Below are 26325 nucleotides of genomic sequence, written 5' to 3' on the forward strand. Positions count from 1 at the left end.
GGAGAATTATGCGGAGGTGGATCTTATGTCACGAATTTCTATAGAAGAAGTAAAGCATGTCGCTCATTTGGCGAGACTCGCCATTACGGATGAAGAAGCTGAAATGTTCACAGAACAGCTTGACAGCATCATCTCGTTTGCCGAGGAGCTTAATGAAGTGGACACGGATAACGTGGAACCGACAACACACGTGCTGAAAATGAAAAACGTAATGAGAGAAGATGAAGCGGGTAAAGGCCTTCCGGTCGAGGATGTCATGAAAAATGCTCCCGATCATAAAGACGGCTATGTCCGTGTGCCATCTATTCTGGATTAAAGGAGGGAGACAGTATGTCATTATTTGATCACAAAATCACAGAATTGAAACAAATGATACATAAAAAAGAAATCAAGATTTCCGATCTTGTTGATGAATCTTACAAACGGATCGCATCCGTGGATGATAAGGTGCAGGCGTTTTTACAGCTTGATGAAGAAAGAGCCCGCGCTTACGCGAAAGAACTTGACGAAGCGGTTGACGGACGGTCTGAACACGGTCTTCTCTTCGGAATGCCGATCGGCGTCAAAGACAACATCGTGACCAAAGGGCTTCGCACAACATGCTCAAGCAAAATCCTCGAAAACTTCGATCCGATTTACGATGCGACGGTCGTGGAGCGCCTTCAAGCCGCTGAAGCCGTCACGATCGGAAAACTGAATATGGACGAGTTCGCGATGGGTTCTTCTACTGAAAACTCCGCGTACAAAGCGACGAAAAACCCTTGGAATCTCGATACGGTTCCCGGCGGATCAAGCGGCGGTTCCGCAGCTGCGGTTGCCGCGGGCGAAGTGCCGTTTTCACTCGGATCTGATACGGGCGGCTCCATCCGCCAGCCGGCTTCTTTCTGCGGCGTCGTCGGATTAAAGCCTACATACGGACGCGTGTCGCGTTACGGTTTGGTCGCTTTTGCGTCTTCACTGGACCAGATCGGGCCGATCACAAGAACCGTAGAAGATAACGCATTCCTGCTTCAGGCGATTTCAGGCCCGGACAAAATGGACTCTACGAGCGCCAATGTCGAAGTGCCGGATTTTCTTTCTTCATTAACTGGCGATATTAAAGGCTTAAAAATCGCCGTACCGAAAGAATATCTCGGAGAAGGCGTCGGCAAAGAAGCGAAAGAATCGGTTTTAGCCGCTTTAAAAGTGCTTGAAGACCTCGGAGCGACATGGGAAGAAGTATCTCTGCCGCACAGCAAATACGCGCTTGCGACGTATTATCTGCTGTCTTCTTCCGAAGCGTCTGCAAACCTTGCGCGCTTTGACGGCATCCGCTACGGATACCGCTCAGACAATGCGGACAACCTGATCGACCTTTATAAACAGACACGCTCTGAAGGATTCGGCAATGAAGTGAAGCGCCGCATCATGCTCGGCACCTTCGCGCTCAGCTCCGGCTACTATGACGCGTATTACAAAAAAGCGCAAAAAGTGCGCACGCTTATTAAGAAAGATTTTGAAGACGTATTTGAGAAATACGATGTCATCGTCGGACCGACAACGCCGACACCGGCATTCAAAATCGGAGAAAAAACCAGCGATCCGCTCACAATGTACGCCAACGATATTTTAACGATTCCTGTCAACCTCGCGGGTGTGCCGGGAATCAGCGTGCCGTGCGGATTTGCGGACGGGCTGCCGCTCGGATTGCAAATCATCGGAAAACACTTCGATGAAGGCACTGTATACCGCGTCGCTCATGCTTTTGAGCAGGCAACAGATCATCATAAAGCGAAACCTGAACTGTAAGGGGTGAAATGAAGTGAACTTTGAAACGGTAATCGGACTTGAAGTCCATGTGGAATTAAAAACAAAATCTAAAATTTTCTCAAGCTCACCGACGCCATTCGGCGCGGAAGCGAATACCCAAACGAGCGTCATCGACCTCGGCTATCCCGGCGTGCTGCCCGTTTTGAACAAAGAAGCGGTTGAATTCGCGATGAAAGCCGCAATGGCTTTGAACTGCGAAATCGCAACGGATACGAAGTTTGACCGGAAAAACTATTTCTATCCGGACAACCCGAAGGCATATCAAATTTCTCAATTTGACAAGCCGATCGGCGAAAACGGCTGGATCGAAATCGAAGTCGGCGGAAAAACGAAAAAAATCGGCATTACCCGTCTTCACCTTGAAGAAGATGCGGGAAAGCTGACGCATACGGGCGACGGCTATTCCCTCGTTGACTTCAACCGCCAGGGCACGCCGCTTGTCGAGATTGTATCTGAGCCGGATATCCGCACACCGGAGGAAGCTTACGCATATCTCGAAAAGCTGAAATCAATTATTCAATACACAGGCGTTTCCGACTGTAAAATGGAAGAAGGTTCACTGCGTTGTGACGCCAACATTTCCCTCCGTCCGATTGGCCAGGAGAAATTCGGCACAAAAACGGAGCTGAAAAACCTGAACTCCTTCGCGTTCGTGCAAAAAGGACTTGAGCATGAAGAAAAACGCCAAGAGCAGGTGCTTCTGTCAGGCGGAGTCATTCAGCAGGAGACGCGCCGCTACGATGAAGCGACGAAAAAAACCATTTTGATGCGTGTCAAAGAAGGTTCGGACGACTATCGCTATTTCCCTGAGCCTGACCTTGTCGAGCTCTACATTGATGACGAATGGAAAGAACGCGTAAGAGCAACCATTCCTGAGCTTCCGGACGAGCGCCGCAAGCGTTATATCGAAGAGCTCGGCCTGCCTGCTTATGACGCAATGGTTCTGACGCTGACGAAAGAAATGGCTGATTTCTTCGAAGAAACGGTCAATAAAGGCGCAGAAGCCAAGCAGGCATCAAACTGGCTGATGGGTGAAGTCTCAGCTTACCTGAACGCCGAACAAAAAGAGCTTGAGGATGTCGCGCTGACTCCTGAAGGCCTTGCCGGCATGATCAAATTGATTGAAAAAGGAACCATTTCTTCTAAGATCGCGAAGAAAGTGTTTAAAGAATTGATTGAAAAAGGCGGCGACGCTGAGAAGATTGTGAAAGAGAAAGGCCTTGTTCAGATTTCTGACGAAGGCGTGCTTCTGAAGCTTGTCACTGAGGCGCTTGACAACAATCCTCAATCAATCGAAGACTTTAAAAACGGAAAAGACCGCGCGATCGGCTTCCTAGTCGGACAGATTATGAAAGCGTCCAAAGGACAAGCCAACCCGCCGATGGTCAACAAAATTCTGCTTGAAGAAATTAAAAAACGCTAATAAAAAAGCAGCCCTTAGGGGACTGACCCCTGTTTTTGAGACAGGGATCAAAACACCTTCATACAGCCAATTGCCGATATTGTATCGGCGATTGGCTGTTTAGTTTCGTTTGAATACGAATATTGTTATAATAATGAATGTATTCTATGGCAGTGCGTTCTACGATGGTCGTCGTAGTTCGATCAATGCTGTTAAGATAGAACGTTTCAGACTTTAGTGAGGAATGAAACGATTCGATGGAGGCATTATCAGCGGGCGTCCCTTTGCGGGACATGCTCATGGTAATGCCTTTTGTTTTAACAGCTTTCTGATACTCATAAGATGTATAAACAGAACCTTGGTCACTATGTAACACGCAGTTCTCTGGCAGTGCGGGCAGCTGATCAAGTGTGTGTAAGACAAAGTCTGTGTCCTGTCTATCGCCAATTGTAAAAGCAATCACTTCTCCATTGTATAAATCCAATATACTGGAAAGATACAATTGTTTCTGCCCATAAGGCAAATATGTGATATCCGTTACTAGCTTTTCCAGAGGGCGTTCAGACTGAAAGTTTCGATCCAATATATTCTCGGCCACGGCATATGGCTGCCCATCTTTCTTGCGCTTTTTCACCTTAACCCGGCATTGCCACTGATTCTTCTGCATAATGCGCTGAACCGTTTTATGATTCACACGCATTCCCTTTTTTAATATGGCTGTGATTTTCCGATAGCCATATCGAAACTTGTGTTCTCGGCACAACGTGCCGATTTGTTTTTCTAAATGGTATTTAGGGTTATCTTTCATCAGATTCTTCTTCCAACGATAATAAGATGCTCGTGAGATACCTAAATGAATACAGATATCCTGTATGGTCATTGTGCCGCGCAATGCTTCTACAAGCTCGACTGGCGTTTCGCTATCAGCTTCCTTTCCAATTCGTTGCACTTTTTTAAAACTTCATTCTGTTGTCTCAGATAACGATTTTCTGCCTGCAGTTTCTCTAATTCGGAAGAATACTCCGGGCCTTTTCCGTAAGTGTATTGCTTTCCGACAGGCTGTTCGAATCGATGTGTATCCCCAGTCTTATGCCATCTAACCCATGTCTGAACCTGTGTCTTATTCTTAATATTCAATTCCTGCATGATCTCTTTCATAGGCACGCCTGCCAATCTCATTTCTACAGCCTTCTGTTTCACTTCAACCGGATAACTCACTCTTGTCCCCATAGAAAAAACACCTCCAAGTCTAATTTCGGCTAACAATCATCCGTTTTCAAACTTGAAGGTGTTTTTTGTTTGTCTCATCTTATGGGGTCAGTCCCTAGAGGCTGCTTTTTTTATAGTCAAATCGAGATAAAGACAGAGATGAGGGCCCGAAGCCTTTCAACTTCTTTGTCGCTGGTTCCGGTCAAATTGGACAGCATGCCTTTAATAATCGGCTTGCGCGGTTTATCCTGAGTCAATTCTTCCTCGATAACATCAAGTGACACGGTGATATCCTCGGGCAGCGTGCTGTTTTCTTTCACTTTCTGAATGTCCTCAAGCAGCTGGTCTTTTCCCGCAGGCATCGGGTTGAAAATGTCTTTTGACACAATCGGATTGAGTGCTGAGCGGCTCAGCCCCTGTACAAGATCATCTAGTCTCTCGATGATAAAGGCTGATATTTCTTCTGCACCGATATTAAGCTCACTGTTAAATACCATCACATTCATATAGGAATGCACGATGCCTCTTGCCATGATGGACAGATCTGCGACATACCGCTCGATTCCTTCGCCATAGGATACCAGCAAGGCGTTCCGGTACAGCTTATCCGTCTCCATGGTTACTTTGTAAAAGTATTGCTTGATTTCTTGATTTTCCGGAATGATATTTTCGGTAAGCAAAAGAACGATAAAATCTTTATGATCGCGAAAATCCTCAAATTGAGCGCCAATTTGCTTTTTTAACACTTCCTTAGGGGGCTTTCCGGCGAGATCTTCTTCTATATTTTTCATTTTGTTCATAGACATACCGATATAATATTCACAGGCAGATAACAGCAGCGCTTCTTTCGATTTGAAGTGCAAATAAAAAGCGCCCTTCGAAATGCCGCATTCACTGGCGATTTCTTGGATCGTCGTAGCTGCGAATCCTTTTTTCGCAAATAAACGAATGCTGGTTTTTATGATTCTCTCTTTTTTTTCATTCATGACGTGCTTCCCCTTAATCCTTGAAAAATTTAGTAAAATTTTCTGGTATATGAGTTGACGATGTTGAGTTATACCGTTTAGTATTATATAGAATGACCAGTCAGTCAATAAAAATTAACGGAGGACATGATGAACCACATTATTAACTTTGTACTGAAGAACAAATTCGCAGTTTGGCTGATGACGATTATCGTTACTGTAGCAGGGCTGTATGCCGGTATGAATATGAAGCAGGAATCCATACCGGACGTCAACATGCCTTACCTTTCAGTAAATACGACTTATCCCGGAGCTGCTCCGAGTCAAGTTGCGGATGACGTGACAAAACCGATCGAGCAGGCGGTCCAGAATTTAGAAGGAGTGAGCGTCGTAACGTCCACATCCTCTGAAAACGTCTCATCGGTTATGATTGAATATGATTACAGCAAGGATATGGACAAGGCGAAAACCGAAGTCGCTGAAGCGCTGGACAGTGTCAGCCTTCCTGACGACGCGAAAAAACCTGACATTTCCCGTTACAGCCTCAACTCTTTCCCGATTTTGACGCTCAGTGTGACAAGCGGCAAAAGCTCGCTTGAAGACCTGACCAAAAATGTGGAAAACACTCTCGTTCCTAAGCTTGAAGGCATTCAGGGCGTTGCGTCCGTGCAAGTTTCCGGACAGCAGGAAGAGCAGGTGGAATTCTCTTTCAAAGACAAAAAAATGAAAGAGTACGGACTTGATGAAGATACCGTCAAGAAAGTGATCCAAGGCTCTGACGTCAATACGCCGCTTGGATTGTACACATTCGGCAACAAAGAAAAATCAGTTGTCGTTAACGGAAATATTACGTCAATTAAAGATCTGAAAGATATGAGAATTCCGGTCACATCTTCTTCTGCCGCTCAAGGTCAAGCGGGCGGAGCCGGTGCGGCATCTGCGGCGGACGCTCAGGCTATGCAGCAGGCACAGCGAAGCGCGGCAGCAGGGGTGCCGACAGTCAAGCTTTCTGACATTGCCGACATTAAAGATGTGAAAAAAGCTGAATCCATTTCCCGCACGAACGGAAAGGACAGCATCGGAATTAATATCGTAAAAGCCAATGACGCCAACACGGTAGAAGTGGCCGATGCGATTAAAGATGAACTGAATCAATACAAAAAAGACCACAAAGGGTTCAAGTACAGCTCGACTCTTGATATGGCAGAGCCGATTACAGAGTCGGTGGATACGATGTTAAGCAAAGCGATTTTCGGCGCGATTTTTGCGGTCGTGATCATTCTCTTATTCTTAAGAGATATTAAATCAACGATGATTTCTATCATTTCCATCCCGCTGTCACTGCTGATTGCGCTTCTTGTGCTGAATCAGCTTGATGTCACATTGAACATAATGACGCTCGGTGCGATGACGGTCGCCATCGGACGGGTAGTCGACGACTCGATTGTCGTGATCGAAAACATTTACCGCCGCATGAGGCTGAAAGATGAACCTTTACGCGGGAAGCAATTGGTGCGTGAAGCGACGAAAGAAATGTTTAAACCGATCATGTCATCAACGATCGTAACCATTGCCGTATTCCTGCCGCTTGCCATGGTCGGCGGACAGATCGGCGAACTGTTTATGCCGTTTGCATTAACAATCGTCTTCGCGCTTGCCGCATCGCTGTTGATTTCGATCACACTGGTGCCGATGCTTGCGCACAGCTTATTCAAAAAATCGCTCACAGGTGCGCCTGTTAAAGCGAAAGAGCATAAGCCGGGCAGATTGGCCAATTTCTATAAAAAAGTGCTGAATTGGTCATTAAGACATAAATGGATTACATCTATCATCGCGGTTCTGATGCTTGTCGGCAGTTTGTTCCTCGTACCTCTGATCGGCGCGAGCTACCTGCCTGCGCAAGCGGACAAAACGATGCAGCTCACATACACGCCTGAACCGGGCGAAACGAAAAGCGAAGCTGAAAAAGCTGCGCAAAAAGCGGAAGACATGCTGCTTAAACGCAAACATGTCGATACCGTTCAGTATTCATTAGGCTCGCAAAGTCCGCTCGGCGGAAGCTCAAACGGCGCATTGTTCTACGTGAAATACGTGGATGACACGCCTGATTTTGACAAAGAAAAAGACAATGTCTTAAAAGAAATCAAAAAAACATCCAGCCGCGGCGAATGGAAATCACAAAATTTCAGTTCGTCAGGCAACAACAACGAATTAACGTACTATGTGTACGGAGATTCAGAGTCTGATATTAAAGGCACGGTCAAAGACATCGAAGGCATCATGAAAAAGCAGAAAGATCTGAAAGACATCAACTCAGGCCTTTCCAGCACATATGATGAGTACACGTTCACCGCTGACCAGGAGAAACTCAGCAAGCAGGGCCTGACGGCTTCGCAAATCTCCCAAGCCCTGATGTCCCAAACGTCACAGTCTCCTTTGACAACGGTGAAAAAGGACGGCAAAGAGCTTGACGTCAACATCAAAACAGAAAAAGACCAGTATAAGAGTGTAAAAGAATTAGAGGATAAAACCATCACATCGCCTGCAGGCCAAGAAGTAAAAATCGGCGATGTGGCGAAAGTGAAAAATGGCACGACATCCGATACCATTTCCAAACGCGACGGCAAAGTGTACGCTGACGTAACGGCAACCGTCACTTCTGACAACGTCACGAAGGTGTCATCAGCCGTTCAAAAGAAAGTTGACAAACTGGATAAGCCGGACAATGTATCGATTGATACCGGCGGTGTATCAGCGGATATTGCTGATTCCTTTACGAAACTCGGCTTAGCGATGCTTGCCGCAATCGCCATCGTATACCTCGTTCTTGTGATCACGTTCGGCGGAGCATTAGCACCGTTTGCGATTCTGTTCTCGCTTCCGTTTACAGTCATCGGCGCATTAGCCGGCCTGTATGTATCCGGAGAGACGATCAGTCTGAATGCCATGATCGGTATGCTGATGCTGATCGGAATCGTCGTCACAAACGCGATTGTCTTAATTGACCGCGTCATCCATAAAGAAGCGGAAGGCTTATCGACGAGAGAAGCGCTCCTGGAAGCCGGCTCTACGAGATTACGTCCGATTCTGATGACGGCGATCGCGACAATCGGCGCCCTGCTTCCATTGGCACTGGGCTTCGAAGGCGGAAGCCAGGTCATTTCTAAAGGACTCGGTGTCACCGTTATCGGCGGTTTAATCAGTTCGACTCTGCTTACCCTTCTGATTGTGCCGATCGTATATGAAGTATTGGCGAAATTCCGTAAGAAAAAACCTGGAACGGAAGAAGAGTAAGACAGCGGGCCTTGGCTCCTTAAACGGAGCCGGGGCCTTTTTTGTTGCGATTTTCTCAAGTCATAGTATAATTAAAGGTTGTTAGTGTTAATAATGGATCGGATACTCTTAAGTAGGATGATGAGATAATGAAACGTGCACGCATAATATACAATCCGACTTCAGGACGGGAGCTTTTTAAGAAAAATCTTGCCCAGGTCCTGCAAAAATTTGAACAAGCCGGTTATGAAACCTCCACCCATGCCACCACATGCGCGGGGGATGCCACCCACGCCGCAAAAGAAGCCGCTTTGCGGGAGTTTGACCTGATTATCGCTGCCGGCGGAGACGGAACGATTAATGAAGTCGTCAACGGCCTCGCGCCGTTAGACACACGACCGACACTCGGCATCATTCCGGTCGGCACGACAAATGACTTCGCCAGAGCGCTGGGCATTCCGAGAGAGAATATACTGAATGCCGCTGATACCGTCATTAACGGCGTGGCCCGCCCGATCGACATCGGACAGGTGAACGGTCAGTATTTTATCAACATCGCCGGCGGAGGCCGTCTGACGGAGCTGACGTATGATGTGCCAAGCAAACTGAAAACGATGCTCGGCCAGCTTGCTTATTATTTAAAGGGAATGGAAATGCTGCCTTCACTTCGACCGACAGAAGTCGAGATTGAATATGACGGCAAGCTGTTTCAAGGCGAAATTATGCTGTTTTTAGTGACGCTGACCAACTCGGTCGGCGGATTCGAGAAACTGGCCCCTGATTCCAGCCTGAATGACGGCATGTTTGATTTGATTATTTTGAAAAAAGCCAATCTCGCGGAGTTTATCAGAGTCGCGAGCATGGCGCTCAGAGGCGATCATATTAACGATCAGCACATTATTTACACAAAAGCGAACCGTGTGAAAGTCAATGTATCAGAAAAGATGCAGCTGAACCTGGACGGCGAGTACGGCGGCATGCTGCCGGGCGAATTCGTGAACCTGTACCGGCATATTCACGTCATCATGCCGAAGGAGAAAGCGGAACAGCTGGATGATTAATACGCGGACAAAATCCTAAAACAGTATTCGTTTTAGGATTTTGTCATCTTTTCAGCGTGATCGGAAACCTTTGAAGGCTGACATTGAATTTGAAGGTTTGCCAGCACGCTGAAACAAGGCTATTGGTAAAACTAGAGGTGATTATAGATGAAAATGAAACCCCCGATAGAAAAAAATGAATACTATGATGTGACATTTGAGGATTTGACGCACGAAGGAGCGGGCGTCGCAAAGGTTCAGGGCTTTCCGATCTTCGTGCCGAACGCCCTGCCTGAGGAAAAAGCGCAAATCAAAGTGACACGCGTCAAAAAAGGCTTCGCTTTCGGCCGTTTGATCGAGCTGAAGGAAGAAAGCCCGCACAGAACGGATGCCCCGTGCCCAATCTACAAACAATGCGGCGGCTGCCAGCTTCAGCACATGACCTATGAAGGCCAGCTTTTGTTTAAACAGAAACAAGTCAAAGACGTCTTAGAACGGATCGGCAAGCTGGACCTCTCAAAAGTCACCGTGCACCCGACGCTCGGCATGGAAGACCCGTGGAACTACAGAAACAAAGCACAGGTGCCGGTAGGAGAAAGAGAAGGCGGACTCGTCGCCGGATTTTATCAGCAAAGAAGCCATGACATCATCGACATGAGCGCCTGCCTGATACAGCAATCCAAAAACGACGAAGCCGTCCAAGCCGTCAAAGACATCTGTGCAAATTACGGCGTCAAAGCCTACAACGAAGAACGCCACAAAGGCTGGCTCCGCCACATCATGGTCAGATACGGCGTCGTCACAGGCGAAATGATGATCGTTTTCATCACAAGAACAAGCGATTTTCCGCACAAAGCGAAAATCATCGAAGACATTACGGCGCAATTCCCGCACGTCAAATCCATCGTGCAAAACATCAATCCAAACAAAACAAACGTCATCTTTGGGAACGAAACAAACGTTATCTGGGGCGAAGAATACATCTACGACCTCATCGGAGACGTCAAATTCGCCATCTCCGCCAGATCGTTCTATCAGGTCAACCCGGAACAGACAAAAGTGCTCTACGACAAAGCGCTTGAGTACGCGGAGCTGCAAGGGGAAGAAACCGTCATCGACGCCTACTGCGGCATCGGAACGATTTCTCTATTTCTGGCAAAGCAGGCGAAAAAAGTGTACGGCGTTGAAATCGTGCCGGAAGCCATCGAGGATGCGAAACGCAACGCTGAGCTGAACGGCATCACAAACGCGGAATTCGCAGTCGGAGAAGCGGAAACAGTCATTCCAAAATGGTATGAAGAAGGCATCACGGCCGACACCCTCGTCGTCGATCCGCCAAGAAAAGGCTGTGACGAAGCCCTCCTGCGGACAATCATCGACATGAAACCGAAGCGGGTGGTGTACGTATCCTGCAATCCAGGAACGCTTGCAAGAGACCTGCGGGTGCTTGAGGATGGCGGGTATCAGACGCGAGAAGTGCAGCCAGTGGATATGTTCCCGCATACGAATCATGTGGAGTGTGTGGCTGTGCTGGAGAGGAAACAATAAAGAAATTATAGAATTTAAGCACTTTCACAGACATACCAAGATTGCTGGGAGGGTAAAAATATTCCTTGTGGATACAATTGATAAAAAGGTGTTACTGAAAATAGCGCTTTTTTATTTTTTAGACATTCAAGAACATTGAGTGTCTATTTTTTATTCATTTTTCTTGATAGGGAGCAATACAATTATATCCACAATATATCGGGGTGTGCTTAACATATACACATCTATAAATTTATATAATTTGTTATTAATTGTGTCATTTTAATTAATCACCGTTAGGAGGAAAAAACAATCCAATTTTTATTGAATGTTAATAGTAATCGTAGGATAATTAAGGAAAAAGAATTATTATTGAGGTGTAAAATGATTAAAACTTTAGTTATCCAAAATTTTAAGTGTTTTAAGGAGAAATTTGTTCTTGATTTGAAAGAGGGTATCAACATTTTGGTTGGTAATAATGAAGCTGGAAAATCAACTATTTTAGAAGCAATCCATCTTGTGCTAACAGGAGTATTTCGTGGAAAATCAATAAAAAACAATCTTACTCAATATATGTTTAATAATGCTGCAGTTGCCGAATATATTGAAAATGTAAAAAATGGAACTGATACTACATTACCTGAGATTTTAATTGAGTTATATTTTGACGATCGATTTCCAGAATTAGAAGGAGATAAGTACTCGGAGAAGTCTTCAATCCCTAGGGCCCAAGGAATATCAATTACTATTCAAATTGATGAAAACTATCGTGACGAATATAATAAATTGGTTGAAAGTAAAGAAATCTATTCATTACCGATTGAATATTATGAAATTGTCTGGAGATCATTTGCTAGAAAAACAATCACGAGTAGAAGTATACCTATAAAATCAGCATTAATTGATGTAGGGTTTAGTAAATTCAGTAATGGCTCAGATATGTATATATCGCGTATTATTCAAAATTCTTTAGAAATCATTGAAAAAAATAGTGTTTCCCAATCATTTAGGAAGGCTCAAGAATTGTTTATGCAAGAAGGGTCAATTCAGCAAATAAATGAAAAAATCACTAATGTTTCTAGTTTAAGTAATAAAAAAGTTGAACTATCTGTAGACTTAGGTACACGGTCATCTTGGGAAGGAAGCCTTATCACAAGGTTAGATAGTATCCCGTTTGATTATGTTGGTAAAGGAGAGCAAGCCATAATTAAAACAGAACTAGCCCTAAAGAATAAAATTGCAGAAAAGTCTTCCGTAATATTAATTGAAGAGCCGGAAAGTCACATCAGTCATACTAGATTAAATCAATTAATAAGTAATATAAAAGAAAACTATGGAGATAAACAAATTATTGTTTCTACGCATAGTAGCTTTGTATCTAATAAATTAGGATTAGATAATTTAATTTTGGTAAATAATCAGCAAGTAACTAGATTCAATAAATTAAGTAGTGGTTCTAAATTATTTTTCGAGAAAATTGCAGGTTATGACACCCTGCGATTTATTCTATGCAAAAAAGCTATACTAGTTGAAGGTGATTCCGACGAATTAATAGTACAAAAAGCATATATGAGTTTAAATAATAGTCGTATTCCTATTCAAGATGGTATTGAGGTTATTTCAGTTGGAACTTCTTTCTTAAGATTTTTAGAAATCGCAGATGAATTAAAGATACCAACGCTTGTAATAACAGATAATGATGGCGATATTAAAGCACTAGAAAGGAAATACGATAATTATATCAAAAAAAAGAAAAAAGATTATGTTTATATTTCTTATGAAGAGAACGAATTTAATGGATCTCTCAAAATAGGTAAAAATGATTACAATTACAATACTCTTGAACCTGCAATTATCCGATGCAATACACTGGATAAGCTAAATTCTATTCTAGAGACCGATTTTAAAACAGAAGATGAGTTAAGAGTTTATATGAAAAGAAATAAAACAGAGTGCGCATTAAAAATTTTTCAAACAACACAAGCCATTGAATTTCCAGCATATATTTTAAAAGCATTAGAGGAGCTGAATAATGAATAAAAATCAATTTTTACTTGCTTCTGCTGGTGCAGGAAAAACTACTTATCTTGTAAAATTAGCTCTTCGATCTGAAGGGAACATTCTAATAACGACATTTACAGAACAAAACAAAGAAGAAATTCTAAATAAAATAAAAGAATTAAATAATGGATTAATACCTTTTAATATCACTGTTCAAACATGGTTCTCATTTTTAATCCAACACGGAGCAAAGCCATATCAAGGTTGCTTAACTGAAAGAGATATAACCGGAATGCAACTAGTCAATAACCCATCTGGTGTGAATTATTTTTACAAGCATAATAAACCTGTTTATTATGCTGAAGCTGATGTGGATAATCATTATTTCACAAAAGATTACCGGATTTACTCAGATAAACTATCAAAATTTGTTATAAAATGTAACGCACTTAATAACAATGCTGTCATTAAAAGGATTAGTAACATTTATAGTCATATCATGATTGATGAAGTTCAAGATTTAGCAGGCTATGACTTAGAAATAATTAAACAATTGTTAAATTCGGCCTCAAGTATCATATTAGCGGGTGATCCACGTCAAGTCACTTATCTAACGCACTTTTCTAGAAAAAACAAAAAATATCAATATGGTAATATCAAGTATTATATTCAAGAAGTTTGTAACAAAAAGAAAGAGATCTGCCATATTGACGAGAAAATTTTAAAAGATTCTTGGAGAAATTCTCAAGAAATATGCACGTTAGCTAATAAAGTATTTCCTGATTTTCCACCTTCAAAATGCTTGCATGATAAAGTATCTGAACATCAAGGGATTTTTTTTGTTAATAGAAAAGATATAAACTCGTATTTAAAAACATATAATCCAGTCCAACTTAGAGATAGCTTATCAAAACAAGTCAACCCTGATTTCTCTGTATATAATTTTGGTGCTTGTAAAGGGAAAACTTTTGATAGGGTTTTAATCTACCCGACTTCAGACATGATTAGATGGCTTCAGGACAATTCAATACCTTTAAAATTTAAAACTCAATGTAAACTATATGTTGCTTTAACACGGGCTATTTATAGCGTAGGTATTGTATGTGATAAAACACTTATTGTTTCAGGTATTAAACAATATAGTCTGTAAAAGAATATTGATTCTCCGGACTTACCCATGTAATAGTTTTATCGTTTTTAATTTTTTACTACAAAAATTCAATGATTTAACATATGGGTATTTCAGGGAATTTACCAACCTATACTTACTCAAATAAAACCTATCTACATTGATAATTTTGATGAAGGGAATACCATAAAGGAAAAAAGCCCCTCTAGGAAATTAGAATATATAGTGAGAGCAAATTAAAGGAATGATGCTTGTATAAATATCTCTCTAATCGTTCAACCACTTTTGTGTAGCACATTATAATATTGAGATTCATCACTCACGAATTTGATTAATCATTACAGATGCCGTCAACTGAATAACCCATTGAAAACCCAGTAAAACATTTTTTTACTTTGGTATAAGCATAAGGAGCAATTTGAATGTAATGAGTTTAGTACAAGTGTGTTCAAAAAACAAGAGTTGCTCAGTTTGTTTGAACTTGTATCTGCTATGTACAAAAAATGAGAATATCACCCATATTGTTCAAGAGATGCTTTCTTAAAGTATGAAATAACATTCCATTTTAAGAACCTAAAACTATGAGGTTTTCTTCTGGTTGATATTAAAAAATAGTGATTCCGTTACGTAGTAAAGAAGTGACTGACTACTTCATATATATTATACTGATTTTAAAATGCTATAGTTATATCTTTATATAAAATTTTTTGAAAGGAAGTATTTATGGCTGTATTTAAAAATTTAAGATATTTAAAACTAGATATGGAGAAAAAAGGTTGGTGTATAGACTCTTTTGAATTTAACTATAAACAGCAATACTTTATAGTGCTAATAAAATTATACGAGGATGCAGAAGCAAAACCGGATTATGCACTTTTAAAAATTGAGTTTTTAAGACAAGGAGATTTTGATGATAGTTTACTAGTACATGCAAATTCAGCGAAGCTGTTTGTTGATGCTAAAACTTTAAGAGAGTATTTTAATATTGATTATAGCGAAAACCTTGGGTGTATACTTCAACAATTTAATCAGCATTTTTCAAACTTTATCCCTACTAAGGTGATCGAAACCAAATCAAACATCCAAAGAAAAGCAATGGTATGTTCACTAAACCAAAGTGAAGCCGAAAATCCAAATAAACTCTATTGTTACGCAGTAAAAAGAAATCCTAAAAAAACAGACGGCACATTAGGGCAACGAAGTCCATTTAATGATAATAAAACTAGACTTTTAAGGCCAGAACTATATAAAAGATTAAGGAATGATACTAATTTAAGTTTCTGCTACTCTGTTGATCCCAATGATAGCAAATTAGATGAGGATATACTTTATAATTGGACGAAAAATAAAAACAAGTAATCACTCTAAAAATTATTGGTTACTGTTAAAAAAAGAATGTACTAGGGAGTTCGTTGAATTGTTTGCAGATTTGCTTGTCATGTTTCTGGGATGCTACGTTTACTTCATTTCCTCAGGAAGAACTGATAAAGCTTACAATGATCAAAGCAATTATAGCGCACCGTCAGTTTAAATTTCATACAAACAATCCCCTCTCTGAATTTGATTGCTGGTATGATAACAGAATATCCATCTGCCCAATTTCAGTATAAAACTTTGCGGATAATAATGCCAACTCTTCCATAGGAGGTGAGGGAGCGCCTTTTCATGACTTTCTAGGTCATCGTAGTTTCCTGCGATCACAAAATGGCATTGTATGCGGCGGACTGGGTAAAGGTTGTGCGTTTTATAAATGTAATCCGCCTGAGAAGAATAGTGCATGGATACGTGGGTTTGTTTCATATGATAAAACTTCAGCCATTTTAAAATAAAATTCCGTCCACTCAATTTCATCTAAGATATAGGGAATCGTGTTTGCCGCTTTTGGGCAGAAAGTAATGGGACTTAAGAAATTGTCTTGTTTGTATTAAGCATTTCAGCGTCAGTCACATTAAATATTTGAATATGCCGGTTCCACTCATTAATTTTCATCCTAACGTGTGAAGACAAAATCGTGCCCAAACTTCTAACCCTTCCTCTTCTCACTAATTATGTAAATTTATCAATACTAAAATTTAATAGGAAGGGGTTGAGTGACCGCAAAAAAAATTTTCGGTGCAGTCCGTAAAAGGGAGTTTGGGTGTTATATTTGGTTTTGTGTGGGTTAGTGCAATCTCAATTTTTGAATTGGATTGCGGTTATTAAGACTGAGCAGTTTCGCCGTACTCTTTTAGCAGTTTTTCTGTCTTATGCATTTCTCTGAGCATAGGAGTCATGTAGTCGTTAGCTGTTCAAGATATGCTCTTGTCAGAGTATCAAGTTTATTTTTAACTTTAGAGAGGTCTTCTTCGAATTGTTCCTTTGTTGAATGTTTGATAACTTCTTTCGCCTCTTCGTACCTTTTTAATATGTTTTTCACCATTGGAGTTGGATTCTTTTGTTTAATTGTTTTTATTGATGTGATTATTAAATTGATTTGTTCTGTTAATTCTTTTCTTACTGTCAAGATGATGCTCCTTTTAAATCTCTATTACATTTCAGATTTGCTATATCTGTTTAATGGTTTGTTAGACTACTCATCTTTATAATTTAGAGCAATTTTTACAACCTGTTCCGCTGTGTAATCTTCATTGCTCCAGAAAATTAAATCACTTGGTGCCGGATGAGGAACATTTTTCTCTAATAAAGCGAGATATTCACTGACTTTCTCATCATCTAATGTTGGGTTCATTAATTCCTTTACAAGCAAGATCAACTCTTCTTTTGTCAGTTTATCCATTGTTTACCCTCCGATAGATTGTATCTCCATTGATTTTTTTTACAAATAACTTTATTTCTTCTGGTAATGTTATAGGTTGTTTGCATAATGATAGATAATTGTCTTGAGAAAGGTTAGCCTCGTTATAGAGTTTATTAATTGTATTTATAATCAATATATTCATATAGAAAACCTCTGAAATTTCTTTATTTTAGATTGGTTTATAAAAAATAGCTCAGCAGAGTAGGGCTGAGCTATTTTTTAATTATAGACCGAGGTAACTAATTACAAATTCTTTATCATCCTCATCTTCAGGCAAAATACCAAGGTTTTTATATTCCCATATTGCGATTCTTTCATATCCATCTAATTCTGATGTTAAAATATCATCATAATTATAATCTAATTGGAATTCTCCGCTGCTATCCAATGTTAGTGTAAGGTTCGTCCAAACATCATCGTTATTATTTCTGTGTTCAGTTTTTAATTCTTCAAAAAGTTCTCTTAGTTCTCTTAACAACGTCTTGAAAATATCCTTGCTTACGTTGTAATGGCTAGGTATATCTTGTGAATAAATAATTTGATTATTTTCTGGTGTTCTGAAGTGAAAAAGAACCATTGTGGAATCATCTAATACTTCTGCATAAAGATATATCTTTGTCCATTCACCAGGTATAATGTCATTTAGTTTTTCTCCAATAAGTTGATATAAATCTTGCATTCTCTTAGTTTCCATTAGGTTAACCCCCTCGCTGATTTTTAATAGAGACACTTATTTCTTTTCTGCTCCCAATTTTGTAAGTTACATCGAAATATGATGGTCTAAGTGAATCCCCAGAATAGACAGGTTCTATTTGAACTGCTACTTTTTTAGGTGGTTTCTTGCTTAGAGCTTTTGCCCACTCCTGTTCCATCTCATACCATTTCCCGCCGCTCCTATTAATCTGAGAATTCATCGGCACGATGTTGTCGAATTGGCCTGAGCCTTTGAATTGGGTGGCGATTAGGTGGCCTCCGTCGTCATCTGTCAGACGGTCTGGTTTACCTGCTTTTGACTGTGCATATTGGTTGCGTTTTGCTTCTCCCAGCTGCAAGTCTGCTTTGACACTTGTAATTCTACCATAGTTGTCAGTGGTGTACGTGTAGCCTTCCTTTGTTTTGTAGATGACATTCGGCTTCAATACTTTCTTTCTAGTCCATTTCGCAAAATGCTCGCCGTATTTGACCGTTACCGGCGGTACATGCGGTGCCGGTGTCCGTCTGCCGCTTGCGGAGGTTCCGTACGGCTTCGGCAGGATGACCTTGGCGAATTTCTGAAGTCCTTCTTTAAGTGTGACCCCGTTGACTGCGTTGTAAGGAACGCCTGCCGGCACTAAGTCGTGACGCGGATGATACGGGAGAATATCAGCCAGGGTCAGATCTCCGATTTGATTTAGCTTGGTTTTGACGCGTTTTTTTGATACTTCCATGCCTGTGTTTACTTTTTGTTTGAGGTGATCAACGGTTTGTTTTGAGACCGTTATCGCTTTTTGTGCTGTGGCGGATTTGCGTGCTGCTGTTTTGACTTTGGTTGTCACTTTGGCGGCTGTGCCTGTTTTTGAGACGGCGCCGACGCCTTTTGTGCCGACGACTGATGTCACAACGGTGCCCACTGCATATGACACCCATCTTGCTCTGGAGTAGGTGTCGCCATTCACCATGTCTTTTTGGTACGATTCTTCGATTGCCGCTGAAATGGCTTCATACGTTTTGATCGGGTGAGCCACCGCTCCTGTAATGGCTTCAACCGTTCCGCCCGGATCTGTGACCATATCCCACAGGCCTGTGACCGCGTCTTTTCCGGAATCATAAAGGCCGACGGCAACGCCTTTGAAACCGTCTGTAAGTTCACGCGTGTTTTCAATTTGAGTGAAGTAGCGCTGCTGTTCTTTTGTCAGGTTTTTATAGCCGATTGTTTTGGCCATTGAGTAGAATTCATCGGCATTCGCATAATCGTAGTTTTTCAGTCTTTCTTTCAGTTTTTCAATCTCCCGCTCTTTCGCCTCTTCCTTTTTAATCGTCAAATAAGCATCCGAATGTCTTGCGATATCGCCTTTTTTCTTATGGATGTCGCTTTCGCGATACGCTTTGGCGTTGTAGTGAAGCGGCGTGGCGCTTTTTCCTTTGCCTGTAGCGTTTTGGAGCTGCTGGAAGTCGGCCTGAATGAACTGTTCGTTCGCTTCGGTTTCTGTGTATTCCTTCGTTAGATCGTGATCAAGCTTCCCGAGCTTATGTATGGTTTCGCTTCTTTTTTTGTCAGCTGAAGAAAGCTTCTGATCTGTGCTTTCGGTTGAAAACAGATCAAGCGAGATGATGTCTTCGATCTCTCTGAGGATGGACCCCATGTCCTTTTTTTGCCCTTCCATAATTGCCTTTGATTTACTGAGGGCGTGGGTGAGCTCGTGCTCCAGAAATGATTCCTCCACATGCGAATTGGAAAGTCCGGCGTCTTCGATTTTGCCGGGAAGGCTTGTGAGAAATGCGATTTTCATGTCGATCAGATCAAGCCAGCTGTCTGTGACGCCGGCGTGATCCTGGAAAAAGGCTTTGATATTATTGGCACCCCGGCCGGAGAAATCGCCGTCACCAAGATCAGCCATACCTTGAAACGCTTTTTTCAGATTAACCATCTGGCCGCGCAGTTTTTTGTATTCACCCGCGCGCTGTTTGGCAGCGGCGAGGAGGGTGGTTGCTTCGAAAACTTTCATGACCATATCCTTTCTTTTGTTCGATATCAAAATTTTACCACGTGAGTCGGGATATACAGTGTAGGAAATAGGTAATAAGAATAAAATGAATCTTTTGGCTTGCGACTTCCTTCCTGTATGAAGGGAGGCTTTTTATGTTTTGTATGATAACCCTCACATTCAGCTTACTGCGCTCCGGTGATTTTAAGCGTGCCTGTTTTTTCTAATGTCTTACACTCGAAACAACCCAACCGCTGAGGTATAATAGAAGCAGAGTATTTATCATACAGATTCAATTCGTGAAAGAGAGTGGAACAAAATGGGCCGTAAGTGGAACAATATTAAAGAAAAGAAAGCATCGAAGGACGCAAATACGAGCCGGATTTACGCGAAGTTCGGCCGTGAGATTTATGTGGCGGCAAAACAGGGCGAGCCAGATCCGGAATCGAACCAGGCGTTAAAAGTGGCGCTTGAGCGCGCGAAGACGTACAGTGTGCCGAAAAATATTATTGAGCGTGCGATTGAAAAGGCGAAAGGCGGCGCGGAGGAGAACTTTGACGAGCTGCGTTACGAAGGTTTCGGGCCGAACGGTTCAATGATCATCGTTGACGCGTTAACGAATAATGTAAACCGCACGGCGCCTGAAGTGCGCGCCGCATTCGGGAAAAACGGCGGAAATATGGGTGTGAGCGGGTCTGTCGCTTACATGTTTGATGCGACTGCCGTTATCGGCGTTGAAGGCAAGACGGCGGATGAAGCGCTGGAATTGCTGATGGAAGCTGATGTGGACGTGCGCGATATTTTAGAAGAGGATGACAGTGTTATCGTGTATGCCGAGCCTGACCAATTCCATGCCGTGCAGGAGGCATTCAAAAATGCCGGCGTTGAAGAGTTCACGGTTGCCGAGCTGACGATGCTTGCGCAAAATGAAGTCGAGCTTCCGGAAGATGCGAAAGCTCAATTTGAAAAGCTGATCGATGTGCTGGAAGACCTCGAAGACGTACAGCAGGTTTATCACAATGTAGATTTAGGCGAATAAAGACAAACAGGCCGGGGCGGCATAAGTTCCGGCCTTTTTATTTTGCTTACGCGGTCGGCCTGTATCGTATGTCTCCGTAAGCAATTATTGATTATTTCGCCAAAACTGGGCGGATGCCCATACGTTTCCTTCCGGATGTCATAAACTGGACTGTAACCTATGTGAAGGAGCGATAAGTCATGAATGAAAGAAGACCGATTTACGGCGGCGGCTTTGGCGGCGGCTATGGAGGCTTCGGAGGCTACCCGGGGTACGGTTTTGGCGGCCACGGAGGCTTCGGAGGATATCCGGGATACGGTTTCGGCGGAGGCTACGGCTACCCGGGATACGGTTTCGGCGGAGGCTACGGCTACCCGGGATACGGTTTTGGCGGTTACGGCGGTTTTGGCGGCTACGGCGGTTACGGCGGCTACGGGGGATATCCGGGGTACGGTTTCGGCGGCTATGGCGGAGGCTACGGCGGCTACCCGTTCCATCATCATCATCGGGACAGCCAATATATCTGACCATTCGGGAAAAAGCACTCTTGGAACAGCAGGAGTGCTCTTCTCATGTTCTTGCAGATGTGTTACGATTGGAGCAAAATCATCAAGTACATAAGGCTTTCTGTAAATCATGAGCAAGCTCACAAACCTTTTCTTTCTGTTGTTTATAAACTGAAAAGCATGATCTGTAAAAATCTCTTTATCGGGAGGTTTTACATGTGAGAAGTGAAGACGAAATGATGAAATTGATTCTTGATATTGCGATGAAGGACGAGAGAATCCGTCTTGTCACTTTAGAGGGATCAAGAACCAATAAAAATGTACCGAGAGACAGATTTCAAGACTATGATATTTCTTATTTTGTGACCGATATGGACTCCTTCACATCTGACGACAGCTGGCTGGATCAGTTTGGCGAAAGAATGATGATGCAAAAACCTGAAGATATGGAACTTTTCCCTCCGGAACTCGGAGACTGGTTCTCCTATCTAATGCTATTTAAAGATCATCATAAAATCGACTTAACTTTGATCCCTCTGAGTCAAACAGAGGATTATTTTACACAGAGTGATGGTTTGGCGGAAATAGTATTAGACAAGGATGACCGAATCAATAGTAAGGTTATTGCGAGTGATGAACAATATCATATAAAGAAACCGACCTCCAGAGAGTTTGATGATTGCTGCAATGAATTTTGGATGGTTTCAACCTATGTGATTAAAGGATTAATGCGTAAAGAAATACTGTTTGCGCTGGATCATATGAATGACATTTTAAGGCCTAATGTTTTGCGTATGATTGCGTGGAATATCGGGATAGAGAATCAGTTTTCATTAAGTGTAGGGAAGAATTATAAGTATATTCAACATTACATGAATGCGAAAGATTGGGAAATCCTGCTGAATACTTATGCCGGCAATACTTATGAAAGCGTGTGGAAGGCATTGTTTGACTGCCAAGGTCTCTTTAGAGCATATTCAAAGTCAGTGGCTGTTTTATTGAGATATGAATATCCTGAATATGATCAACAAATTACGGAATATACATTAAAACATTATCAGCGCTTTCAAGCAGATTTTTCATTATGATTGTTTCACTTCAAATTCCAGATGAGTTGCATTGAGTCCGTTTTTAACGGGCTTTTTTATTTTCTTACAGGGCATAAATGCCGGTACGGATTCATACCTATTAAGGTCATGTGTTTAGGAAAGGAGGATCGTAATGAAAGAAAATCAGCCGTTTACACCGGTCAAATCCTATAAACCCTTCCACAGCCGGTTTGATCCCTGCCCGCCGATCGGGAGAAAATATTACAGAACGCCGCCGCATCTTTATATGCGGTTTCAGCCGTATCACTTGGAGCAGTTTTCTCCGATGGAGGCATTGAGAAAAGGGACCCTTTGGAAGGATCTTTACGATTTCTATGATAATCCTTATCGGGGGGGAATCGAATATGGCGAAAAAGATTGATGATGAATACTATCGGCTGCTGGAGCAAATTCAGGCGGCGGACTTTGTCTTGGTGGAGCTGACGCTTTATCTGGATACGCATCCCCATGACCGTCTCGCGCTTCAGCAGTTTCATGAATATTCCCGGTACTCAAGACAGCTGAGAAAGCGGTTTGAGCCTGAGTACGGACCGCTTCTGCAATTCGGCGTGAGTCAGGTCGGCGCTCAATGGGACTGGGGCCGCGGTCCTTGGCCATGGCAAGTATAAGGAGGGATCTGTAAATGTGGGTATATGAAAAAAAACTGCAGTATCCGGTTAAAGTCAGTACATGCAACCCGATGCTGGCTAAGTTTCTCATTGAACAATACGGCGGGGCGGACGGCGAATTGGCCGCAGCGCTCCGGTACTTAAACCAGCGCTACACGATTCCTGACAAGGTGATCGGCCTGCTGACGGATATCGGCACGGAGGAGTTTGCGCATTTAGAAATGATTGCGACGATGATTTATAAGCTGACAAAAGACGCGACCCCGGAGCAGCTGCGTGATGCAGGGCTCAGTGATCATTACGTCAACCATGACAGCGCGCTGTTTTATCACAATGCGGCCGGAGTTCCGTTCACAGCGTCTTACATACAGGCGAAGGGAGATCCGATCGCTGATTTATATGAGGATATTGCGGCTGAAGAAAAGGCGAGAGCGACGTATCAATGGATTATTGATATTTCCGATGATCCTGACCTGAATGATTCACTCCGTTTTCTGCGTGAGCGTGAAATCGTCCACTCTATGCGTTTCAGGGAAGCGGTTGAGATTTTAAAAGAAGAACGTGATAAGAAGAAAATTTTTTAAACGGCCCTCAAACATGACGGCTGTTTTTTTCCTTTCAGCGTTTGGTCTATAATAAAGGTGTCGAATATTCTGATTACAGGAGGATTTTATGACACCATTTACGATCACGGAGGAGAAGGCGGGGGCATTCCGGGTCACCCCCGCCCGGAAGGATGATGAAGAAGAGGTCATGGATCTGCTCGTGCAAGCGGCAGAATGGCTTCGCGATAAAGGGTCGAACCAGTGGAGCGGCCTTCTGCAAGGGGAAGATACCCACAATATGCGGGAGGCGATCGCCAAAGGGTATGTTTTTTTATTCAGGCAGAATGAAGAGCTGGCCGGCGTCGTCATGCTGCTTCCCGAAGCAAGCGGGTGGGACAGACGTCTTTGGGGCGATGAAGGACATGAGGAGTCCGTATATCTCCACCGGCTGGCGATTAACAGGCGGTTTGCAGGCGAGAGGCTCGGCCGGACAATCATGACTTGGGCGGAGACGGGTGTGTCTTGTCCGGGAAAAACGAAAATCCGGCTCGATTGCGTGTCCGAAAACAAGGCGCTTCAGTCGTTTTACAGCGGAATGGGGTACGAATCAAAAGGACTCGCGCCGGGTTATCATTTGTTTGAAAAAAAGATGAGTAAATAAAAAGCTCCTCATGACGGAGGTGCAAAAGACATGGGGTTTTTTTATCTGATCTGTCTGGCCGCATTTTGTCTTAACTTTGCCGTATCGGCTGTGCTCCGTAAGAAATGGCCGAAAAAGATGTGGCCTGAGTGCCTTTTGGCGGTGCTGGGCCTGACTGCTTTAAGTACGGTTGTTTACAGCATTTTCGGTGTCGGCGGCTGGGAAGGAATGGGCTTGGGGCTTGCCGCGATGTTTGCGGGTTCCGGAGCGGCCGCCGGTTATGCCGCTGAGGTGTGTTTACGGGTCGTCAGATCGAATCAAAAACAGTAAGCAGAAGTGAAAAAACGCGGCCTCGGCTGCGTTTTTTTGTGTGTTGCCGGCCGCTGTATAGAAAACAGGCGAATGTCCATAATGGTAATGACTTTTAAGAAGAAGGTGCGAATATGGGACATTTACTTACAGTGGCTTGGGAGTTAGTATGCGGTTTGGGTATTTTATTTGTGATTTTAAAATTGCTTGGAAAAACTCAATTCTCGCAAATTACGCCGTTTGATTTTATTTCTGCGCTCATCCTCGGCGAACTGGTCGGAAATGCGGTGTATGATAAAAACGTCAGGATTATTGAAATCATTTTTGCTTCTCTGTTATGGGGAGTTTTAATTTATCTCATCGAACTGATTACGCAGAAAGTAAAAAGCACCAGAAAGCTGTTGGAAGGCGAGCCGAGTATTATCATACATAAAGGAAAACTGAAATATGATGTGCTGAAAAAGAATAAGCTGGACATTAATCAATTGCAAAGCCTTCTCAGACAGGCGAATTGCTTTTCCATACAGGAAGCGGAGTACGCGATTTTAGAAACAAACGGGATGGTCAGCGTCCTGCCGAAATTTCAATATGATACGACGAAAAACGGCGACATGCAAATAAAGCCGAAGCAGGTCTCTTTGCCGGTCACGCTGATTATTGACGGCGAAGTGCTGTATGAAAATCTGAAAGAAGCCGGGCTGGAAGAAAAGCAGCTGAATCAGGAGCTGAAAAAGCTGAACATCAAAAAAACGGAGGACGTGCTGTATGCGGAATGGAAGCCCGATAAACCGCTGTTTGTCCTGCCGTATGAGGAGAAAAAATAAAAAGAGCATTGCCCTGGGGCAAATGCTCTTTATTATTTTTCGTGTACGCCTGTTTTAACGGCTCTGACATGATACATACCGACATCCGTCCCAAGCATATAATCAGGTTTCGGCTTGCCTTGGTTTGCTTTGTGGGCCGCGATGTGGTCTTCGCTTTTTTCCCATTGTTTCCAATGATCTTCTGACTCCCAGCGGATTAACACGACGACTTCTTCATCACCGCGGCGGACTTTTTTTTCCAGGACCGTTACGTCTATCAAACCTTCCTGCTTTTCAATCACGCCTTCTGAACTGAAGCGTTCGATTACTTTGTCGGCATGTCCTTCTTTTACGGTCATTTTTCTGATTTGCACGAACATCTGGCATCTCTCCAATCATTTCTACGCTTTATCCAACATTTTAAATGAAAATGATTCTCAAAGTCAATTAAGATGCCTGACGGATTACGATTTCAGGAGAAAGACATGACCATCCTCATCTTTAAATTGCACGAAGCTGCCCCATTCCATTTGTTTCGGTTCATCTAAAAAGGTGATGCCGTTCTTTTTCATCTGTTCGTATGCGGCAAAGACATCTTCACACTCAAATACGATAGAAGCCTTCATATGCTCGGCGCCTTTCATCATCGATTTCGGATAAATAACCAAATGAGTGGCGGCTCCTTTGGGCGCTACCTCAAGCCAGAAGGCGCCCGGGCCCATCGGATGCTCGGCGACGGTTTCAAACCCCGCTTTTTCCGTCCAGAATGTTTTCGCTTTTTGCTGATCATCAGTGTATACGGCGACTGTCGCGATTTTTTTGATCATCATACTGACCTCCTGTTTCATTTCTTTTATAGTGTATCCTCCTGCCGAAAAAAGCAATCAAAAGCTTTAATGTGCAGGTTTTTTTAATTTCTCTAGTGCGATCGGCGATTCCGATTTATAATTT

The 26325-nt window shown here is 42.8% G+C and carries 24 protein-coding genes and 3 pseudogenes; 18 read left to right on the plus strand and 9 right to left on the minus strand.

All coding sequences use genetic code 11. From position 1 onward, the window contains the following. Window positions 1-25 precede the first annotated feature (25 nt). The 3 genes from gatC to gatB are packed head-to-tail and all read left to right on the plus strand — an operon-like array spanning window position 26 to window position 3232. Entirely contained in the window at window positions 26-316 is a 291-nt protein-coding gene (gene gatC / locus NYE50_RS03670) for an Asp-tRNA(Asn)/Glu-tRNA(Gln) amidotransferase subunit GatC (RefSeq protein ID WP_003155732.1), read from the plus strand. A 14-nt stretch (window positions 317-330) separates the two neighbouring features. Beyond that, a complete protein-coding gene (gatA, locus tag NYE50_RS03675; RefSeq protein ID WP_007408915.1) occupies window positions 331-1788 on the plus strand; it encodes an Asp-tRNA(Asn)/Glu-tRNA(Gln) amidotransferase subunit GatA in 1458 nt (485 codons plus the stop codon). A gap of 13 nt (window positions 1789-1801) precedes the next feature. Further along, complete coding sequence (gene gatB / locus NYE50_RS03680; RefSeq protein ID WP_159353873.1) at window positions 1802-3232, plus strand: Asp-tRNA(Asn)/Glu-tRNA(Gln) amidotransferase subunit GatB; 1431 nt, start codon at window positions 1802-1804, stop codon at window positions 3230-3232. 58 nt (window positions 3233-3290) lie between these two features. Here the strand turns inward: gatB and NYE50_RS03685 are convergent. Continuing rightward, window positions 3291-4441 (minus strand): IS3 family transposase gene (locus tag NYE50_RS03685; protein WP_099721935.1). Its coding sequence is split into 2 segments (ribosomal slippage): window positions 3291-4168 and window positions 4168-4441, totalling 1152 coding nucleotides; the frame shifts between segments, so codons are not numbered across the junction. Between the two features lie 94 nt (window positions 4442-4535). Beyond that, window positions 4536-5406 (minus strand): annotated as a pseudogene (locus tag NYE50_RS03690) (TetR/AcrR family transcriptional regulator). 129 nt (window positions 5407-5535) lie between these two features. Between NYE50_RS03690 and NYE50_RS03695 the strand changes: the two are divergent. The 6 genes from NYE50_RS03695 to NYE50_RS03720 all read left to right on the plus strand — a co-directional run bounded on the left by NYE50_RS03695 (window position 5536) and on the right by NYE50_RS03720 (window position 15714). Beyond that, window positions 5536-8679, plus strand: a complete 3144-nt coding sequence (locus NYE50_RS03695; protein WP_159353875.1) for an efflux RND transporter permease subunit — start codon at window positions 5536-5538, stop codon at window positions 8677-8679. A 128-nt stretch (window positions 8680-8807) separates the two neighbouring features. Next, window positions 8808-9719: a diacylglycerol kinase gene (locus NYE50_RS03700; RefSeq protein ID WP_014417122.1), complete on the plus strand. Its 912-nt coding sequence runs from the start codon at window positions 8808-8810 to the stop codon at window positions 9717-9719. A gap of 147 nt (window positions 9720-9866) precedes the next feature. Next, complete coding sequence (rlmD, locus tag NYE50_RS03705) at window positions 9867-11246, plus strand: 23S rRNA (uracil(1939)-C(5))-methyltransferase RlmD (protein ID WP_159353876.1); 1380 nt, start codon at window positions 9867-9869, stop codon at window positions 11244-11246. 363 nt (window positions 11247-11609) lie between these two features. Then, window positions 11610-13265: an ATP-dependent nuclease gene (locus NYE50_RS03710; protein ID WP_032867638.1), complete on the plus strand. Its 1656-nt coding sequence runs from the start codon at window positions 11610-11612 to the stop codon at window positions 13263-13265. After that, window positions 13258-14376, plus strand: coding sequence for a UvrD-helicase domain-containing protein (locus NYE50_RS03715; RefSeq protein ID WP_032867566.1), 1119 nt, complete (start codon window positions 13258-13260; stop codon window positions 14374-14376). Before NYE50_RS03710 ends, NYE50_RS03715 begins: the two co-directional genes overlap by 8 nt. 702 nt (window positions 14377-15078) lie before the next feature. After that, window positions 15079-15714 carry a DUF6037 family protein gene (locus NYE50_RS03720; RefSeq protein WP_032867564.1) on the plus strand — a complete coding sequence of 212 codons (636 nt, stop codon included), beginning with the start codon at window positions 15079-15081 and terminating at the stop codon, window positions 15712-15714. A 285-nt stretch (window positions 15715-15999) separates the two neighbouring features. On the opposite strand, the pseudogene NYE50_RS21920 reads toward NYE50_RS03720, so the two are convergent. From NYE50_RS21920 to NYE50_RS03745, 5 genes and pseudogenes are all read right to left on the minus strand, one after another. Then, window positions 16000-16210, minus strand: a pseudogene (locus tag NYE50_RS21920) (aspartate phosphatase); the annotation flags it as partial. A gap of 343 nt (window positions 16211-16553) precedes the next feature. Continuing rightward, window positions 16554-16858: pseudogene (locus NYE50_RS03730) on the minus strand (hypothetical protein). A 66-nt stretch (window positions 16859-16924) separates the two neighbouring features. Further along, on the minus strand, window positions 16925-17131 hold the full coding sequence (locus tag NYE50_RS03735) for a bacteriocin immunity protein (protein WP_032867562.1): 207 nt from the start codon (window positions 17129-17131) through the stop codon (window positions 16925-16927). A 244-nt stretch (window positions 17132-17375) separates the two neighbouring features. Continuing rightward, window positions 17376-17831, minus strand: coding sequence for a TIGR01741 family protein (locus NYE50_RS03740; protein ID WP_119001987.1), 456 nt, complete (start codon window positions 17829-17831; stop codon window positions 17376-17378). Window positions 17832-17850: 19 nt separating this feature from the next. After that, window positions 17851-19857 carry a T7SS effector LXG polymorphic toxin gene (locus tag NYE50_RS03745; protein WP_159353877.1) on the minus strand — a complete coding sequence of 669 codons (2007 nt, stop codon included), beginning with the start codon at window positions 19855-19857 and terminating at the stop codon, window positions 17851-17853. Between the two features lie 298 nt (window positions 19858-20155). On the opposite strand from NYE50_RS03745, the gene NYE50_RS03750 reads away from it, so the two are divergent. From NYE50_RS03750 to NYE50_RS03790, 9 genes are all read left to right on the plus strand, one after another. Further along, on the plus strand, window positions 20156-20875 hold the full coding sequence (locus NYE50_RS03750; protein WP_224988021.1) for a YebC/PmpR family DNA-binding transcriptional regulator: 720 nt from the start codon (window positions 20156-20158) through the stop codon (window positions 20873-20875). A 179-nt stretch (window positions 20876-21054) separates the two neighbouring features. After that, window positions 21055-21381 (plus strand): spore coat protein, encoded by a 327-nt coding sequence (locus NYE50_RS21925; protein ID WP_159353879.1) that lies wholly within the window; start codon window positions 21055-21057, stop codon window positions 21379-21381. A 197-nt stretch (window positions 21382-21578) separates the two neighbouring features. Continuing rightward, window positions 21579-22448, plus strand: coding sequence for an aminoglycoside 6-adenylyltransferase (ant(6), locus tag NYE50_RS03760; RefSeq protein WP_029973730.1), 870 nt, complete (start codon window positions 21579-21581; stop codon window positions 22446-22448). Between the two features lie 133 nt (window positions 22449-22581). Continuing rightward, window positions 22582-22830 carry a spore coat-associated protein CotJA gene (gene cotJA / locus NYE50_RS03765; RefSeq protein WP_003155704.1) on the plus strand — a complete coding sequence of 83 codons (249 nt, stop codon included), beginning with the start codon at window positions 22582-22584 and terminating at the stop codon, window positions 22828-22830. Next, window positions 22814-23077 (plus strand): spore coat protein CotJB, encoded by a 264-nt coding sequence (cotJB, locus tag NYE50_RS03770; protein ID WP_007408934.1) that lies wholly within the window; start codon window positions 22814-22816, stop codon window positions 23075-23077. Before cotJA ends, cotJB begins: the two co-directional genes overlap by 17 nt. Before the next feature lie 14 nt (window positions 23078-23091). Continuing rightward, window positions 23092-23661, plus strand: a complete 570-nt coding sequence (gene cotJC, locus NYE50_RS03775) for a spore coat protein CotJC (protein ID WP_003155700.1) — start codon at window positions 23092-23094, stop codon at window positions 23659-23661. A gap of 88 nt (window positions 23662-23749) precedes the next feature. Next, window positions 23750-24283 carry a GNAT family N-acetyltransferase gene (locus NYE50_RS03780; protein WP_022552725.1) on the plus strand — a complete coding sequence of 178 codons (534 nt, stop codon included), beginning with the start codon at window positions 23750-23752 and terminating at the stop codon, window positions 24281-24283. A 30-nt stretch (window positions 24284-24313) separates the two neighbouring features. Beyond that, window positions 24314-24592: a YesK-like family protein gene (locus tag NYE50_RS03785; protein ID WP_022552726.1), complete on the plus strand. Its 279-nt coding sequence runs from the start codon at window positions 24314-24316 to the stop codon at window positions 24590-24592. A gap of 113 nt (window positions 24593-24705) precedes the next feature. Further along, on the plus strand, window positions 24706-25395 hold the full coding sequence (locus NYE50_RS03790) for a YetF domain-containing protein (RefSeq protein ID WP_017419063.1): 690 nt from the start codon (window positions 24706-24708) through the stop codon (window positions 25393-25395). A 32-nt stretch (window positions 25396-25427) separates the two neighbouring features. On the opposite strand, the gene hmoA is transcribed toward NYE50_RS03790, so the two are convergent. Further along, on the minus strand, window positions 25428-25754 hold the full coding sequence (gene hmoA, locus NYE50_RS03795; RefSeq protein WP_003155696.1) for a heme-degrading oxygenase HmoA: 327 nt from the start codon (window positions 25752-25754) through the stop codon (window positions 25428-25430). 84 nt (window positions 25755-25838) lie between these two features. Then, the gene (locus NYE50_RS03800) at window positions 25839-26201 is read right to left on the minus strand and encodes a VOC family protein (protein WP_007408938.1); all 363 of its coding nucleotides are present in this window, start codon (window positions 26199-26201) and stop codon (window positions 25839-25841) included. Window positions 26202-26325 lie beyond the last annotated feature (124 nt).

This window comes from Bacillus sp. EU55, assembly GCF_038005925.1.
Lineage (GTDB): Bacteria > Bacillota > Bacilli > Bacillales > Bacillaceae > Bacillus > Bacillus velezensis.